Below are 14067 nucleotides of genomic sequence, written 5' to 3' on the forward strand. Positions count from 1 at the left end.
TAACCTGCTGAATCTAGTTTTGCATCCTTAAATAACTACTCATTTCAAGGATATGAAACTGAAATTTACTATTTGGGCGTTTATGATGTCCTGCTTTTTAGGAACCGCACTGTTAGCCCAGACCAACCAGGCTACGATCAGAGGGACGGTTTCTGACGGGACAAAAACACATGTTCCAGGTGCTACGGTGCAGGTGCGTAATGAATCAACAGGATTTACTTCCGCAACGACAACAAATGACAAAGGCGAGTACATTATCAAACAACTTCCGTTGGGTAAACCTTATACGATCGTTGTTTCATATATCGGGCACGGCGAACAGAAAAAAACGGGCTATTCGTTAAATCAGGGTGACCTGGTAACGGTTGATTTTGAAATCAGAGAAACAGCTAATGACCTGGATGAAGTTCGCGTAATGGGTTCAGGACTGAAAAATACTGTAACCAACTTTGGTGCTGCTACTTCAATCACGACACGTGATATTGCTAAACTGCCGGTAAACGGGAGGAGCTTTACCTCGTTAATGGATTTGTCTCCGTTGAGCAAATCAGGAGGAAGCATTTCGGGTCAGCTGGCTTCATCTACCAATTATACTATCGATGGAATGACGGCGAAAAACGCCACATCGGGTGGTACTACCAACCGTAACAGTTCCCCGTATGCGATTTCCATGGAAGCAGTTCGTGAATTTAAAGTGGTGACAAACCAGTATGATGTAACCTACGGAAGAAGCGGTGGAGGTTCTGTAAGTACCGTAACCAAGTCTGGAACAAACACATTGAGCGGAGGTGCTTTCGTATTTGGTCGTACAGACTGGTTGTCGAGCCCATATGATATTCGTGGAAACAAACGTAATGTTCCTTTCTCGACTTATCAGTATGGTTTTTCTTTGGGTGGCCCTATTGTCAAGGATAAGGCACATTTCTTCGTAGTATGGGATCACCAGGCTGATTCACGTCCTTTGCAAATTGCCGATATCCAGGGTGCAGCAGATGAAAAGCGTTTCAGCGTCACCAAATCATCTCTGGATCGTTTTGAAAGTATTGCAAGAAGTAAATATGGCGTAGCTAATTCTCCGCAATTCGGTTCTTTTGACAAGAAAGAAAAAACAGAGTCTATTTTCGCCCGCATCGACTGGCAGCTTAGCAAAAAGCATTTGCTGACAATCCGTAACAACTTTGGTTTTGACAAAAACAACCAGAGCATTGGCGATAACAGCTCGATCAATACTTACGAAACGTATGGTACTTCAAGAGGTTTGGACAACAGCTTGTTGTTTACCCTGCGCTCGGTTGTAAGTCCTCGTTTGATCAACGAAGCCAAATTGCAGCATATGTACACGAAGGAAAACAGTATTCCTAATCCACAATTGCCAGGTGCAAATATTCCCCGCGCGATTGTTGAACGTGTAGCTTCGAGCATTGATGGCAAAGACGTTTTTACGACGATTCAGTTGGGCGGACAGCGTTACATTCCTGAGCATTTCTACAATAACACGATCCAGTTTACGGATAACATTTATTACAACACCAACAACGTAAGTTATACTTTCGGAGCGGATTTGATGTATACCAACATGAATTCTCTTTACGGAAGTGAAATGAACGGACGTTTTTACTTCACAGGTCTTGACAATTTTGAGAACCTGAAACCTTACCGTTATGCACGTGAAATTGCATTGAACCCGGATCACAGCGTGAAGCAGAATATCCTGAACACGGGTGTTTACGGACAGTTGCAAACCAAGCTGTTTACCGGATTTGAACTGATGGCTGGTGTTCGTGTGGATTATGCCAATTACATGAACAGACCAAATTTCAACCAAACGGTATTTAATGAACTTGGATTGAGAACTGACAACACGATCAGAACTTTCCAGATTCAGCCGCGTGCCAATGTAACCTGGGATTTCAACGAGCAAGGAAAAGATATTTTACGTTTCGGAGCAGGTGTTTTTGGATCAGATATCAACAACTATGCGATGATCAACAACATGCTGTTTGATGGAACAAAAGTTGCTTCGGTAGATATTCAGGGTGATAAACTGGTTCCTACGCCTAATTTCCCTGGTTACCGTGCCGATCCTTCAACCGCTCCTGGTGTTGAGTTGCTTAAAGTTCCTGGTGTTTCTAACAATGCAACGATCAACATGAACGGTGCGGATGCGAAAGTGCCTACGATTTATAAAGCTAATATCTCTTACAGTCACTTTTTCAATGACCGTTTCAAGGTGGGTTTAAGCGGATACATGACGCTTGGACGTAATAACTACATGTATGTGGATGCAAACATGGTGGAGCAGCCTTTCTTCCGCTTATCGAACGAAGGCAACCGTGGCGTATTTGTTCCTGCTGAAAGTATCGCCACTTCAAATGGTTCAACCGACTGGCAAAAAGGTCGTAAATCGACCAATGTAGGCCGCGTACTGGAATTGAACAGCAAAGGGAAAGTGAATGCATTTGCCGTAGTTGCTGATGCGACCTACCAGTATTTCAAAGACGGAGAAATTACCGTGAGTTATACTTACAATGATGTTAAGGATAATACATCTTACAACGGAAACGTGGCAAACTCGGCGACTCTGTCGCTGATGGTAAACGATGATCCGCGCGATTTGAGCCGTGTAACATACTCGGATAACCAGTTCCGCAACAAACTGGTTGTTTACGGAACCTTGCCAACTTTCTACGGTATCAGTGTTGGGGTGCGTTATTCGGGTACGGGCGGAACGAGATATTCGCTTGCCGTGGGTGGTAACGTGAATGGTGATTTTGTTAACTCAAATGACCTTGCCTTTATCTTTGATCCAAAAAATGCTGCGGTAACAGAAAAGTACCGCACAGGTATTCAGGCTTTGCTTGACAACCCGGAAGTTAACAGCGGCCTGAAAGATTATATCCGTAAAAGTGCTGGTAAAATCGCTGAGAGAAACGGCGGTATCAATGGTTTCTACGGAACATGGGATTTGAAACTTGCCAAGAAATTCCATATCTACAAATCACAAAGCATCGAGGTTTCTGCTGATATCTTCAACGTGGCCAACTTGCTGAACAAGAAATGGGGAACGCAGGATATTCTTGGAAAACAAAATATCTACTCGCTTAAAAGCTTTGACGCAGCCAGCAAAAACTATAACTATGACGTAAGTCCGACAACCGGTATTGTGGTTCCTTCGGGAAACCCTTACCAGATCCAGTTGGGATTGCGTTACGCGTTCTAACACTTTGTTAAACGCCGAGTAAAGGAGTGGACGTTACGCCGGGAGATTTGTTCTCTCGGCGTAATTTTTTTTGTTTAAACGCAGAGGTAGGGGAGTTTTTTCGCGGAGTGCCACGGAGGGATTTGTTTTTTGCGTAACCTTTTTCTTAAACGCAGAGTCAGATGAGTTTTTCGCAGTGTACGCTGAGTCTTATTTTTGATAATTGATAACTCCCAAAACTCTGCGAAAAAACTCCGTTTCCTCTGCGTTTAAAATATCAGATATTGGTACTTCGGGTAAAACACCCCCTTCCTCTGCGTTTAAATAAATTAATCTATTTTTGCAGAAATTAAAATTCATAACACATTGGCCTGGTATCATACATATTTTGAAGGTTTGCCGCAGAAGGCATGGAAGTTAAATCAGGACGAAGAGTATACGGAATACGAGGTCGATTTTTTGCGCGATACGTTGGATTTAAAGGAGGGGAGCAGCGTGCTGGATGTGATGGCTGGTTACGGTCGCCATGCGTTGCCTCTGGCGGATCTGGGCATCGCCATGACCTGTATCGATCTTTCGAAGGAATATTGTGACGAGCTGGAAAAAATCAGCAGACAGGAGAACTTACCGGTAAACGTTATTTGCGAGGATATTCTGGCAGCATCCTTTAAAGAGAAATCTTTTGACGCGGCCTATTGTGTTGGCAATAGTTTCAGCTTTTTTCCCCGTGAAGACATGCAGAAATTTCTGCAAAAAATCTCCGATCTGCTTGTAACGGGAGGGCAGTTCGCGATCCACACCGAAAATCTTGCGGAAAGTATTTTTCCAAATTTCCAGATTAGAAACTGGATGCCTGTAGCAGGTGATATTACCTACCTTGCCCAAAATGAATACCACCCCGAAGAAGGTTTTATCGAAGCCGAGCAGACATTTATTTCAGGGGCTGAGAAAGTGACACATACCGTTCGCCAGCATATTTACACACTGGGCGAACTGAGTTTTATGTTCCGGGCGGCTGGCTTAAAAGTGATTGGCGCTTTCGGAAATCTGGAAGCTGATCCGTTTATGCTTGGCGACGAACAGCTTTATCTGATTGCCCGAAAAGTATAGTCAGTGCGGTAGTTTGGAACGAAGCAGGCCATAAGTCCAGGTTCCTGCGATTGCACTGAGAAGGGTGATGATAACGACTAAAAAACCACTTCCAATCTGTGCAAACAACGGTCCCGGACATGCGCCGGTGATAGCCCAGCCGAGTCCAAACATAAATCCGCCGTAGATTTGTCCCTTGTTAAATTGTTTTGGCGGGATACTTACCATCTCCCCGCCAATTGTTTTGATGTTAAATCGTTTGATGATTTGCAGCGAAATCAGGCCGACGACAACGGCCGAACCGATAACGCCATACATATGGAAGGAATCGAAACGGAACATTTCCTGAATTCGGAACCAGGAGACAATTTCAGCTTTTACAAAAACGATCCCGAAAAAAATACCGACGATCAGATATTTCAAATTACCGGCAAAACCTTCGCTTTGTGTCTGTTGGTTGGTACCGTCGTAGCTATCCTGTTCTTTATCGAAAAGCGCAATTCCTTCGGTTGAATTACTTTTAATGCCAGCCATATTTTTGATGATTTTGTAGTCTTTCGGGAGAAATTAGTTAACCAATTGCAATAACCAGGGCAGTAAGATCCAGGTAGAAAAAAATCCGCCGACCATGAAAAATATCGTGGCGATCAGTGACGGCCATTGCAGGTTTGACAGTCCCATGATGGCATGCCCGGATGTGCAGCCACCTGCATAACGGGTGCCGAATCCAACCAGAAATCCTCCCAAAACGAAAAAGATCAATCCTTTCAGGGTGAATATATTTTCCACCGAAAACAAGTCCGCCGGCATTAACCCTGAAAAATCGGTAATGCCTAATTGTGATAAACTGTATTGGGTTGAAGCTGCAACCACCAGTGATTCGGGGTTGGTTAACAGATAAGTGGCGATGAATCCGCCCATTGCAATACCGGCCACAAAGAATAAATTCCAGGCCTCCTTACGCCAATCGTATTTGAAAAAGGAAATATTAGCGGGAATCACCGCGGCACAGATATGCCGTAGTGAAGAGGAAATACCAAAGGATTTGTTTCCTAAAAGAAGTAAAACCGGTACCGTAAACCCGATAATTGGGCCGGCAACATACCAGGGCCAGGGTTTACGAATGAGTTCGAAGAATTCCATATCAGGTTGTAAGTAAGTTATTGAATTGATCCCACTGTATTATTGATGAATTCTATGGTAACAGGAGGCTCCGATGGAGCCGGGTGTTTTAATAATTTACTTTTTTCTATAAACAGGGAGCTCTGATCGAGCTGATTGTTGTTAATGAGATTAATCTGATCAACCCGTTTTCTGTATATTTCAGCCCGATCAGGGCGTCCTGTTTATAGCATAACAAGCTCGTTAAATATAATCAACTTAACGATACTTCCGTCTTACTGATCGCGCCAAATCCGCCTTCAATATTCACTACATCATCAAATCCTCTTGATTTTAAAATGGATGCTGCGATCATGGACCGGTAACCTCCGGCGCAATGCACATATAAGGTCTCATTTTTCGAAAGCGTGGACATGTTATCGTTAACCGTGTCCAACGCGATATTTTCTGCGCCTTTTACATGTCCGGATTCAAATTCGTCCGGTTTTCTGACATCAATGACCTTAACATTTCCCTCACGATAACGCTTCGCGAATTCTTCGGCAGGCAGAGATATCACTGCATCAACTTCTTTTCCTGCTTTTTCCCAGACATCAAATCCTCCGTCAAGATAACCAATCGCATAGTCATACCCGACACGGGCCAGGCGTGTCACGACTTCCTCTTCCCTCCCAGGCTCGGTTACGAGTAAGATATTGTGTTTCAGGTCAGGAATAAGTGCGCCCACCCAGGGAGCAAAACCGCCATCGATGCCAATATTAATCGAATTTGGAATAAAACCTTTGGCAAAGTCTTCGGGTTTGCGGGTGTCCAGGATCAATGCGCCCGTGTTGTTCGCTTTTACTTCAAATGCTTCTGGCGACAAAGCCTGATCGCCACGTTCCAGTACCGTATCGATACTCTCGTATCCGTCACGGTTCATTTTTACATTTTCAGGGAAATATTGCGGCGGTTCTGTCAATCCGGATGTAACCTCGCTGATGAATTCCTCTTTGGTCATATCGGCGCGAAGGGCATAATTAAACCTCTTTTGATTACCCAAAACATCACTGGTTTCCTTGCTCATGCTTTTTCCACAGGCCGAACCAGCGCCATGCGCCGGATAAACGGTGATATCGTCCGGCAAAGTCATGATTTTGGTGCGTAAGCTGTCAAACAGGATTCCGGCCAGATCATCCTGTGTCATCTCACCATTTTGAGCCAGGTCGGGGCGGCCTACATCGCCGATAAACAACGTGTCACCACTGAAAAGCGCAATCTCTTTTCCATTTTTATCTGATAAAAGATAACAGGAAGACTCCATCGTATGGCCTGGTGTATGCAGAACCTTGATCGTAACCTCTCCAAGCTGAAATACTTCCCCATCATAGGCGATGTGAGCTTTGAAGCCTGTATTCGCTTCCGGACCGTAAATGATTTCGGCGCCCGTTTTCTCGGCAAGATCGATATGGCCCGAAACGAAATCGGCGTGAAAATGGGTTTCAAAAACGTACTTGATTTTTACCTTTTCACGTTTTGCTTTTTCGATATAAGGGGCAACCTCCCTCAGCGGATCAATAACAGCTGCTTCGCCGTTGGAAGAAATAAAATAAGCTCCCTGAGCCAGACAGCCGGTATATATTTGTTCAATTTTCATCTTAAATGGATTTTGCAGGGAAAAGGTCCCGAAGAATTTCTGCGTTCGTTTGTTTTGTTAATACTTCAAAATTCGGATAAAAGTTGAAGAGCGTATGTGATTTTAGTCACTCAGGTCTAAAAAAATCAGTTTTTTGTTTACCTGAACAAAAATTGAGCCGATTGGGATGATGTCAATAGGCTAACTCTTTCAGAATAATATAAATTCCAATACACAGGACAAACCAGCCGAAAGTGTGCTTTAAAAGTGTACCGGAGAACTTATGTGATAAATAATTTCCGACGAAAAAGCCGGAAACGGACAGAAGGGTTATTTCAAGAATCAGTGCCCAGTCCGGTTTTATGGCGTTGAGTTCAGAAAGGAAACCGAGCATGGACTGTATGCCGATGATAAGCAGGGAGGTTCCAATTGCTGTTTTTATCTCTACTTTATTTAGAATTGTCAGAAAAGGGATAATCAGGAAACCTCCCCCCGCGCCCGAAATGCCGGAAATTGTTCCAACCAGTATTGCTTCAGCTACTATCAGATTTTGATTGGCGGGGGAATCGTTTTGGTTGTTTTCGAAAGGTTTGTCCTTACGGAAAACCATTAGCAGCGCAGCCGCAATCATGACGGTTGCAAAAAACAACATGATCAGCAGCGATCGTGAAATGATCATGTTATCTGCCAGTAATAGCTCTGGAGGAATTGCCGGCAGGATTACTTTTCGTGCAAAGACGACTGCCACGCTTGAAGAGAGACCGAATAATAACGCTATTTTCAGGTTGACAAATCCTGTTTTGTATAATGACAAAATTCCTGACAGGCTTGTGATGCCTACAATGAACAAGGAGTATGCCGTGGCATTCTGAGGGTCAACTGCAAACAGATATACCAAAATGGGTACCGTCAGGATTGATCCGCCACCGCCGATCATGCCTAACGATACCCCGGTTAAAACAGACGCCAGATATCCAAATATTTCCATTGCTCTCGATGATTTTTTGGCAAATCTCGGAAGAGAAACAGCAGCAGTCTGTGACAATTATCACGCTGAAATATTTATTTCAGCCATTCGATCGAATTACGGTTGAGCCTCACTTTTTTATCCGTTTCCATTTTTTTTAATAATCTGGAAACAACCTCCCGGGATGTGTTCAGGTCGTTGGCAATTTCCTGATGCGTGATGATAATATCCTTTTTGCCTGCTTGCGAAAACTGGTTGGAAAGATAAAATTCAAGCCGCTCATCCATACCTTTAAACATCACGTGGTCAAGCAGGGTGAGAAGCTCATCAAAGCGGTCACGGTAGTTTTCAAGGACGAAATAATACCAGCTTTTATAATTTTTCATCAGCTCATCGATCACCGAAACCGGAATCATGATGGCGGTGGTGTTTTCCATCGCTTTGGCCAAAACCTGGCTGGTTTCCTGTTTGGCCGCGCAGATGATGGATAACGCGCATGCCTGTCCCGGATTTAAATGATAGATGAAAGCTTCTTCGCCATCCTCACCTTCCCGGTAAAGTTTCACCACGCCCTCTGCAACCAGAACCGTATGTTTAATGTACTGTCCCGGCCGCATAATCAATTCACCTGCCGGTATATGTTTTACGCTGGCAACTTCTTCAATCCTGTCTTTCAGGCCCGATTCGAAAAATGGGAACTTCTTTTCAATATAATGACGGATCGTTTCGGTATTCATAGAAGGTTATGCTTTAAACTTTAACGGTTTTCCAGTTGCCCATTTTGAAACGCCAAATCCCCAGCAAAGCCAAACACGATTCTGCTACCGGAACGGAAATGAAAACGCCTATGGGACCCAATGCAAATACAATCGCGAGTAAATAAGCCAGGGGTATCTCGATTATCCAGAAGCAGATCAGATTTAAAATCGTTGGTGTTTTGGTATCACCAGCGCCGTTGAGCGACTGGATTACAACCATGCCATAAGCGTAAAACCCATAACCAAGGCACAAAACCCGTAGCGCAAGTTTCCCGGTATGGATCGCTTCTACATTCGGGCTGAACCATCCGATGATCGTCTCTGCTCCGATGAACATAAAAACAGACAGGCCAACCAGAAAAAACAGGTTATAGGAAGCACAACGCCAGACCGAAAGTTCGGCGCGTTCCGGTTTGCCTGCACCCAGATTTTGCCCTACCAGTGTTGCAGCGGCATTGGCTAAACCCCAGGCAGGCAAGAGCGTAAACATAATGACACGGATTGCAATGGTATAACCGGCAACGACATCACTGCCAAACTCGGCCAGGATACGGGTCAGGAAAATCCAGCTCGCCGAGGATATCAGAAATTGTACGGTTCCGCCTGTCGCAACCTTGATCATTGCCTGGATCGTTTCTTTGTGTGGTTTTAAATCTTTCAGCACGAATGCCAATGCACTGTTAACGCGCGTCAGAGAATAGAGCTGATAACCCACACCAATGGAGCGTCCCGTCGCTGTGGCAATGGCGGCTCCTGCCACACCAAGTGCGGGAAAGGGGCCCAGGCCGAAAATCAGGATGGGGCCGAGGATCATGTTTAATCCGTTGGCAACAATAAGCGAACGCATAGCTGTGGCAGCAGATCCCGCACCGCGCAAAGCACCGCTTAGTGAATAGAGCAAAATTACTACCGGAGCGCTCAGGAACTGTATACGGGCAAAAATAGTACCTGTTTCGATCACCTTCCGGTCTGCACCCATGATATGCAGAATGTCACCGGCAAAGGTGAAGCCGAACAGTGCTATGGGTAATGAAATTCCCAGCGAAATCAGGATAACCTGCCCGATTGCCCGCCGTGCCTGCGCATTATTTCCCTCTCCGACACGTCTGGCGATGGTTGCCGTCGCAGCGGTGCTTAACCCGATGGCGACAGAGTAAACCAGTGTAATCACCGACTCTGTAAGTCCGACGGTAGCGACGGCCTCAATGCTTATTTTGGAAACAAAGAAAATATCGACAACGGCAAAGAGAGATTCCATGACCATTTCCATGATCATAGGAACGGATAAAAGGAAAATTGCCCGGTTGATACTTCCGTCAGTAAAACTTTCTTCGGAGCCACGTAAGGCCTGACGAAGCAGTTGAAACCACTTTTTCATGTATAAAAAAGAAAAATCAGATTAATAATAAGGATGTACACGTTTTTAAAACGCGTAAAAAACAGCCTGGAAATCAGGACAAAAAGGACGGAGTGGCTTAAAGTAAGCCGGGGATGATCACCAACATAGGCTTTATGTATTTTGACAAATATACAAAACTGTTTTTTTAATATTCAAATAAAAAACTGGAATACCAGCATGTTAGTTGTATCTTCATCCCGGATGTACTTGAACTTTTGAACATTATATTCCGTTTTCTAACTACCTTTTTGTATAAAAAAGGGCTGGTTACTCACCAAACGTGGAAGCCAGAACAATAACATTATTCTGAATGATCGATAAAAGTAAATTATTTTCAACCGCTGTAAAGCAGGAAACGGCAGTCCTGGTGGCTGTGAGCACACAAAAACAAAGCAGCGGCAAAACAAAGGAATATCTGGAAGAGCTGGATTTTTTGGCAGCTACACTGGGTGTAAAGACCGTCCAGAAATTTACGCAAAACCTTGAACGGACTGATATCAAGACCTATGTAGGAAAAGGGAAACTTGAAGAGATAAATATTTTCGTAACAGCTAATCCTGTGGATATGATCATTTTTGATGATGATCTTTCTCCGTCCCAGGTGCGAAATCTTGAAGTTGTTTTTAAGGATATTAAAGTGCTTGACAGGAGTCTTCTGATCCTGGATATTTTTGCGATGCGCGCCAAAACGGCTCAGTCGAAGTTACAAGTGGAGCTTGCCCAATACCAATACATGTACCCACGTCTTACCAGACTTTGGACGCACTTAAGCCGTCAGTCGGGTGCAGGTGTAGGGATGCGTGGTCCGGGGGAAACGGAGCTTGAAACGGATAGACGTATAGTGAAGGACAGAATTGCTTTTCTGAAAGAGAAACTTGAAAAAGTGGACCGCCAGAGCATGACCCGCCGTAAGGAACGCGACCGGTTGGTGCGTGTTGCCATTGTGGGTTATACCAACGTAGGGAAATCGACTTTGATGCAGGGACTTTCCAAATCGGATGTGTTTGCTGAGAACAAATTATTTGCTACGGTGGATTCTACGGTACGTAAGGTAAATATGGAAAATGTTCCCTTTTTGCTGACGGACACTGTTGGTTTTATCAGAAAACTGCCAACGACCCTTATTGAATCTTTCAAATCGACACTGGATGAAGTTCGGGAAGCTGATATTCTCGTGCATGTGGTTGATATTTCGCATGAATCTTTTGAGGAACATATTGAAGTGGTAAACAATACCCTGATTGATATTGGTGCTGCGGATAAGCCTACGATTCTTGTTTTCAACAAAATTGACCTTTACAAACCTGCACCTCAGGAAGAAACCTGGGAGGGAGAAGAAAAGCCAGAGGAAGAAGAAATCACGCCTGAAAGTACTTTAAGCCAGCTTAAGAAAAGTTATCTGTCGCATAAGGCCGAACAGGTTGTGTTTATTTCGGCCCGGAAAAAGGAAAACATGGAAGAACTTCGTAATATACTTTTTGCGCTTGTGAAAGAAAAACACTTCGCGATATACCCCAACTGGCTTGATTTGGGATATTCTCCTGTACAATCAGAAGAATAAGTATTTGTAATTGAATCGGATTTTTTCCAATTTTGCACCCCGATTGGTATTCATAGGAATATGGATACCAATTTTTTGACTGCGTAGTTCAACGGATAGAATAGGAGTTTCCTAAACTCTAGATATGGGTTCGATTCCCGTCGCGGTCACAAAATGAATATTTGGCAATACCACACAATTTAAAAAGCCGCTCTGAATTGATTTAGAGCGGCTTTTTTTGTTATTTGCTATCGCGTTGAATCGCCCAGTATCGCTAAATGTTTCAGGAAAAAGTTTCAGGGATCTATGAGTCATATAACCTTTCATGTCGAAATCGATAACTATAAAAAGAAGGATGGCACCTCAAATATTCAGATAAGAGTTACTCAGAATAGGAGGTCTAAGCGCATAACAATCGGGGTGTCTATCCTTCATGAGCACTGGAACCCCGAGAAGTCAGAGGTTAGGAAAACGAACCCAAAGTATCGGCAGATAAATAATATCATAAAGTCAAAGATTTTAGAGCTGCAAAAAAAGTATCTGGAAGGAGCTGTATTAAATCAGACGATGACTGCTGACAATTTAATTAACAGGCTTCGAAAGGAAGTTATGGGCGAAAGCTTTATTGAGTTTGCGTTGGCAAGAGTGAAAAAGATGGTTTCTCCGAATACAAGAAAAGGGCAGGCCTCAATTATTAATAAACTTATTGAATACCAGGGCGGACGAGAGTTGTACTTTACAGAAGTTAACTACGAATACCTGATTAACTATGAACGGCATTTAAGGAAACTAGATAACGGGGCGAATACAATTCACTCCAACATGAAGACAATTAAAGCAATTTATAACGAAGCGTTAAATTCTGGCTATTTTGTCCCCGAAAATGGTTCTCCATGGAAGGTTTATAAGCCTAAAAAGGAAAAGTCAAAACGATCCAGGCTGTCAGAAGCTCAAATCTTAGCTATAGAAAACCTCGCAATCAGACCAGGAATCAACGAATGGCACAGTAAAAACATTTTTCTGATGTCGTTTTATCTTCAGGGAATGCGAACTGCTGACATTCTTCAATTGAAATGGGAGCAAGTGAAGGCTGGCCGGATAGAATATGAGGCAGGTAAAACCGGGAAATTTCGCTCAAAAAAGATTATCCCGAGGGCACTGGAAATTCTTGCTCACTATGATAAAACTGGGATTCAACCTTCTGAATATATTTTCCCATTTTTGAAAGGAAAGAACAAAGCGAAGTTTTCGGAGGATGACTGGTTAAAGGTAATTTCTTCCTCAAATGCTCTCATAAATGGTCATTTAGCGAGTATCGCTAAAAAAATCGGGGTGAGAAATATAAGCATGCACGTTGCCCGACATTCGTTTGCTGATATCGCAAAGAAGAAAACGGGCAATGTCTTCGCTGTTTCTGATGCCCTTGATCACAGCTCCGTATCCATTACGGAAAACTATTTCAACGCTGCTACAACGGCTGAAAATGATGATTTGGTGGATTCTGTGTATGGTTGATACAAACCCGGCTCTAAGCCGGGTTTGTCGTTTAGTAATTCCAGGTTAAGCACTCGACTTTTTTCTTTGGCTCTTTTCTTCTACCATTCACTGCGATGGCTTTTTCGTGATCCTCCGATTTCCAGCCAAACTTTTCCCGGTATTCGATAAGAATAGACTCCGGGTAACTACTCAGCAAAAATTTCCCTTTCATATTCGAGCATGCGTCCAGCAAGTTTTTGAAATCCTCAATTGAATAACCGGCATAGTGACCTTGATCAGACGAAACATACGGCGGGTCCAAATAGAAAAAAGCATCGGGCGAATCATAAGCTTTAATAACCTTAAGCACGTCATAGGATTCTATGGTAACTCGTTTAAACCTTTCCTTATAGGTTTCGGTGAAATTATTTTTCCTATTATAATGACTTAAGGGAGAAGATCCAGAGCGGTCATAACCGAATCCTTTACCAATTCCGTGAGAAAAACTCATATTTGTTTGCATCCAAACTGCCCAAGCACAGGCCACTGGATCGTTTACTTCTTCTGATTGTGATTTGTAAAGCTCATCTGACTCTTTGTGTTGCGCTCTAGAATGAAATGTTTCGTCAATTCGGTTTTGTATTTCTTCAAAATCGTATTTTAAGACCTTGTAAAAAGTTATCAGTCGTTGGTTGATATCGTTTACAACTTCCGCTTTGCTTTTTTCTTTCCCGAAGAAAACTGCACCACCTCCGAAGAATGGCTCTACGTAGGTATGATGCGCTGGTATTTTCGGTAGAATGTGATTGAGCATTTTTTGTTTTCCACCATAGTAGTTAATTGGCGTTTTCAATTTAATTGTTGTTTTCATGGCTAATTAAATAGTTTTTCCGCAAAACAAT

At 43.4% G+C, this 14067-nt stretch carries 11 protein-coding genes and 1 tRNA gene; 5 read left to right on the forward strand and 7 right to left on the reverse strand.

The window, feature by feature from the left end; genetic code table 11:
• Positions 1-52 precede the first annotated feature (52 nt).
• A complete protein-coding gene (locus M1L62_RS21915; RefSeq protein WP_254561766.1) occupies positions 53-3220 on the forward strand; it encodes a TonB-dependent receptor in 3168 nt (1055 codons plus the stop codon).
• A 345-nt stretch (positions 3221-3565) separates the two neighbouring features.
• On the forward strand, positions 3566-4309 hold the full coding sequence (locus tag M1L62_RS21920) for a class I SAM-dependent methyltransferase (protein ID WP_254561767.1): 744 nt from the start codon (positions 3566-3568) through the stop codon (positions 4307-4309).
• On the opposite strand, the gene M1L62_RS21925 is transcribed toward M1L62_RS21920, so the two are convergent.
• The 6 genes from M1L62_RS21925 to M1L62_RS21950 form a co-directional block, all read right to left on the reverse strand.
• Complete coding sequence (locus M1L62_RS21925) at positions 4310-4822, reverse strand: DUF6691 family protein (protein WP_254561768.1); 513 nt, start codon at positions 4820-4822, stop codon at positions 4310-4312.
• Between the two features lie 33 nt (positions 4823-4855).
• On the reverse strand, positions 4856-5431 hold the full coding sequence (locus M1L62_RS21930) for a YeeE/YedE family protein (RefSeq protein ID WP_254561769.1): 576 nt from the start codon (positions 5429-5431) through the stop codon (positions 4856-4858).
• A gap of 232 nt (positions 5432-5663) precedes the next feature.
• Positions 5664-7046, reverse strand: coding sequence for an MBL fold metallo-hydrolase (locus M1L62_RS21935; protein ID WP_254561770.1), 1383 nt, complete (start codon positions 7044-7046; stop codon positions 5664-5666).
• 172 nt (positions 7047-7218) lie between these two features.
• Complete coding sequence (locus M1L62_RS21940) at positions 7219-8013, reverse strand: sulfite exporter TauE/SafE family protein (protein WP_254561771.1); 795 nt, start codon at positions 8011-8013, stop codon at positions 7219-7221.
• A gap of 74 nt (positions 8014-8087) precedes the next feature.
• On the reverse strand, positions 8088-8729 hold the full coding sequence (locus tag M1L62_RS21945; RefSeq protein WP_254561772.1) for a Crp/Fnr family transcriptional regulator: 642 nt from the start codon (positions 8727-8729) through the stop codon (positions 8088-8090).
• Between the two features lie 13 nt (positions 8730-8742).
• On the reverse strand, positions 8743-10128 hold the full coding sequence (locus tag M1L62_RS21950) for an MATE family efflux transporter (protein WP_254561773.1): 1386 nt from the start codon (positions 10126-10128) through the stop codon (positions 8743-8745).
• Positions 10129-10459: 331 nt separating this feature from the next.
• Here M1L62_RS21950 and hflX point away from each other — a divergent pair, with 331 nt between their 5' ends.
• The 3 genes from hflX to M1L62_RS21965 all read left to right on the forward strand — a co-directional run bounded on the left by hflX (position 10460) and on the right by M1L62_RS21965 (position 13204).
• Positions 10460-11710, forward strand: a complete 1251-nt coding sequence (hflX, locus tag M1L62_RS21955) for a GTPase HflX (RefSeq protein WP_254561774.1) — start codon at positions 10460-10462, stop codon at positions 11708-11710.
• Between the two features lie 77 nt (positions 11711-11787).
• Positions 11788-11859, forward strand: a tRNA-Arg gene (locus M1L62_RS21960).
• A gap of 136 nt (positions 11860-11995) precedes the next feature.
• Complete coding sequence (locus M1L62_RS21965; RefSeq protein WP_254561775.1) at positions 11996-13204, forward strand: site-specific integrase; 1209 nt, start codon at positions 11996-11998, stop codon at positions 13202-13204.
• Between the two features lie 31 nt (positions 13205-13235).
• Here M1L62_RS21965 and M1L62_RS21970 read toward each other — a convergent pair whose 3' ends face one another.
• Positions 13236-14036 carry a DNA adenine methylase gene (locus M1L62_RS21970; RefSeq protein WP_254561776.1) on the reverse strand — a complete coding sequence of 267 codons (801 nt, stop codon included), beginning with the start codon at positions 14034-14036 and terminating at the stop codon, positions 13236-13238.
• Between the last annotated feature and the right edge of the window lie 31 nt (positions 14037-14067).

It is taken from the genome of Dyadobacter diqingensis, assembly GCF_024220585.1.
GTDB classification, from domain to species: Bacteria; Bacteroidota; Bacteroidia; order Cytophagales; family Spirosomataceae; genus Dyadobacter; species Dyadobacter diqingensis.

Bases quoted from the DNA above. Each gene is read 5' to 3' on its own strand.
- M1L62_RS21915 (WP_254561766.1), top strand. From the start codon at position 53: ATGAAACTGAAATTTACTATTTGGGCGTTTATGATGTCCTGCTTTTTA.
- M1L62_RS21945 (WP_254561772.1), bottom strand. From the start codon at position 8,729: ATGAATACCGAAACGATCCGTCATTATATTGAAAAGAAGTTCCCATTT.
- M1L62_RS21965 (WP_254561775.1), top strand. From the start codon at position 11,996: ATGAGTCATATAACCTTTCATGTCGAAATCGATAACTATAAAAAGAAG.
- M1L62_RS21970 (WP_254561776.1), bottom strand. From the start codon at position 14,036: ATGAAAACAACAATTAAATTGAAAACGCCAATTAACTACTATGGTGGA.
- M1L62_RS21940 (WP_254561771.1), bottom strand. From the start codon at position 8,013: ATGGAAATATTTGGATATCTGGCGTCTGTTTTAACCGGGGTATCGTTA.
- M1L62_RS21950 (WP_254561773.1), bottom strand. From the start codon at position 10,128: ATGAAAAAGTGGTTTCAACTGCTTCGTCAGGCCTTACGTGGCTCCGAA.
- M1L62_RS21935 (WP_254561770.1), bottom strand. From the start codon at position 7,046: ATGAAAATTGAACAAATATATACCGGCTGTCTGGCTCAGGGAGCTTAT.
- hflX (WP_254561774.1), top strand. From the start codon at position 10,460: ATGATCGATAAAAGTAAATTATTTTCAACCGCTGTAAAGCAGGAAACG.
- M1L62_RS21925 (WP_254561768.1), bottom strand. From the start codon at position 4,822: ATGGCTGGCATTAAAAGTAATTCAACCGAAGGAATTGCGCTTTTCGAT.
- M1L62_RS21930 (WP_254561769.1), bottom strand. From the start codon at position 5,431: ATGGAATTCTTCGAACTCATTCGTAAACCCTGGCCCTGGTATGTTGCC.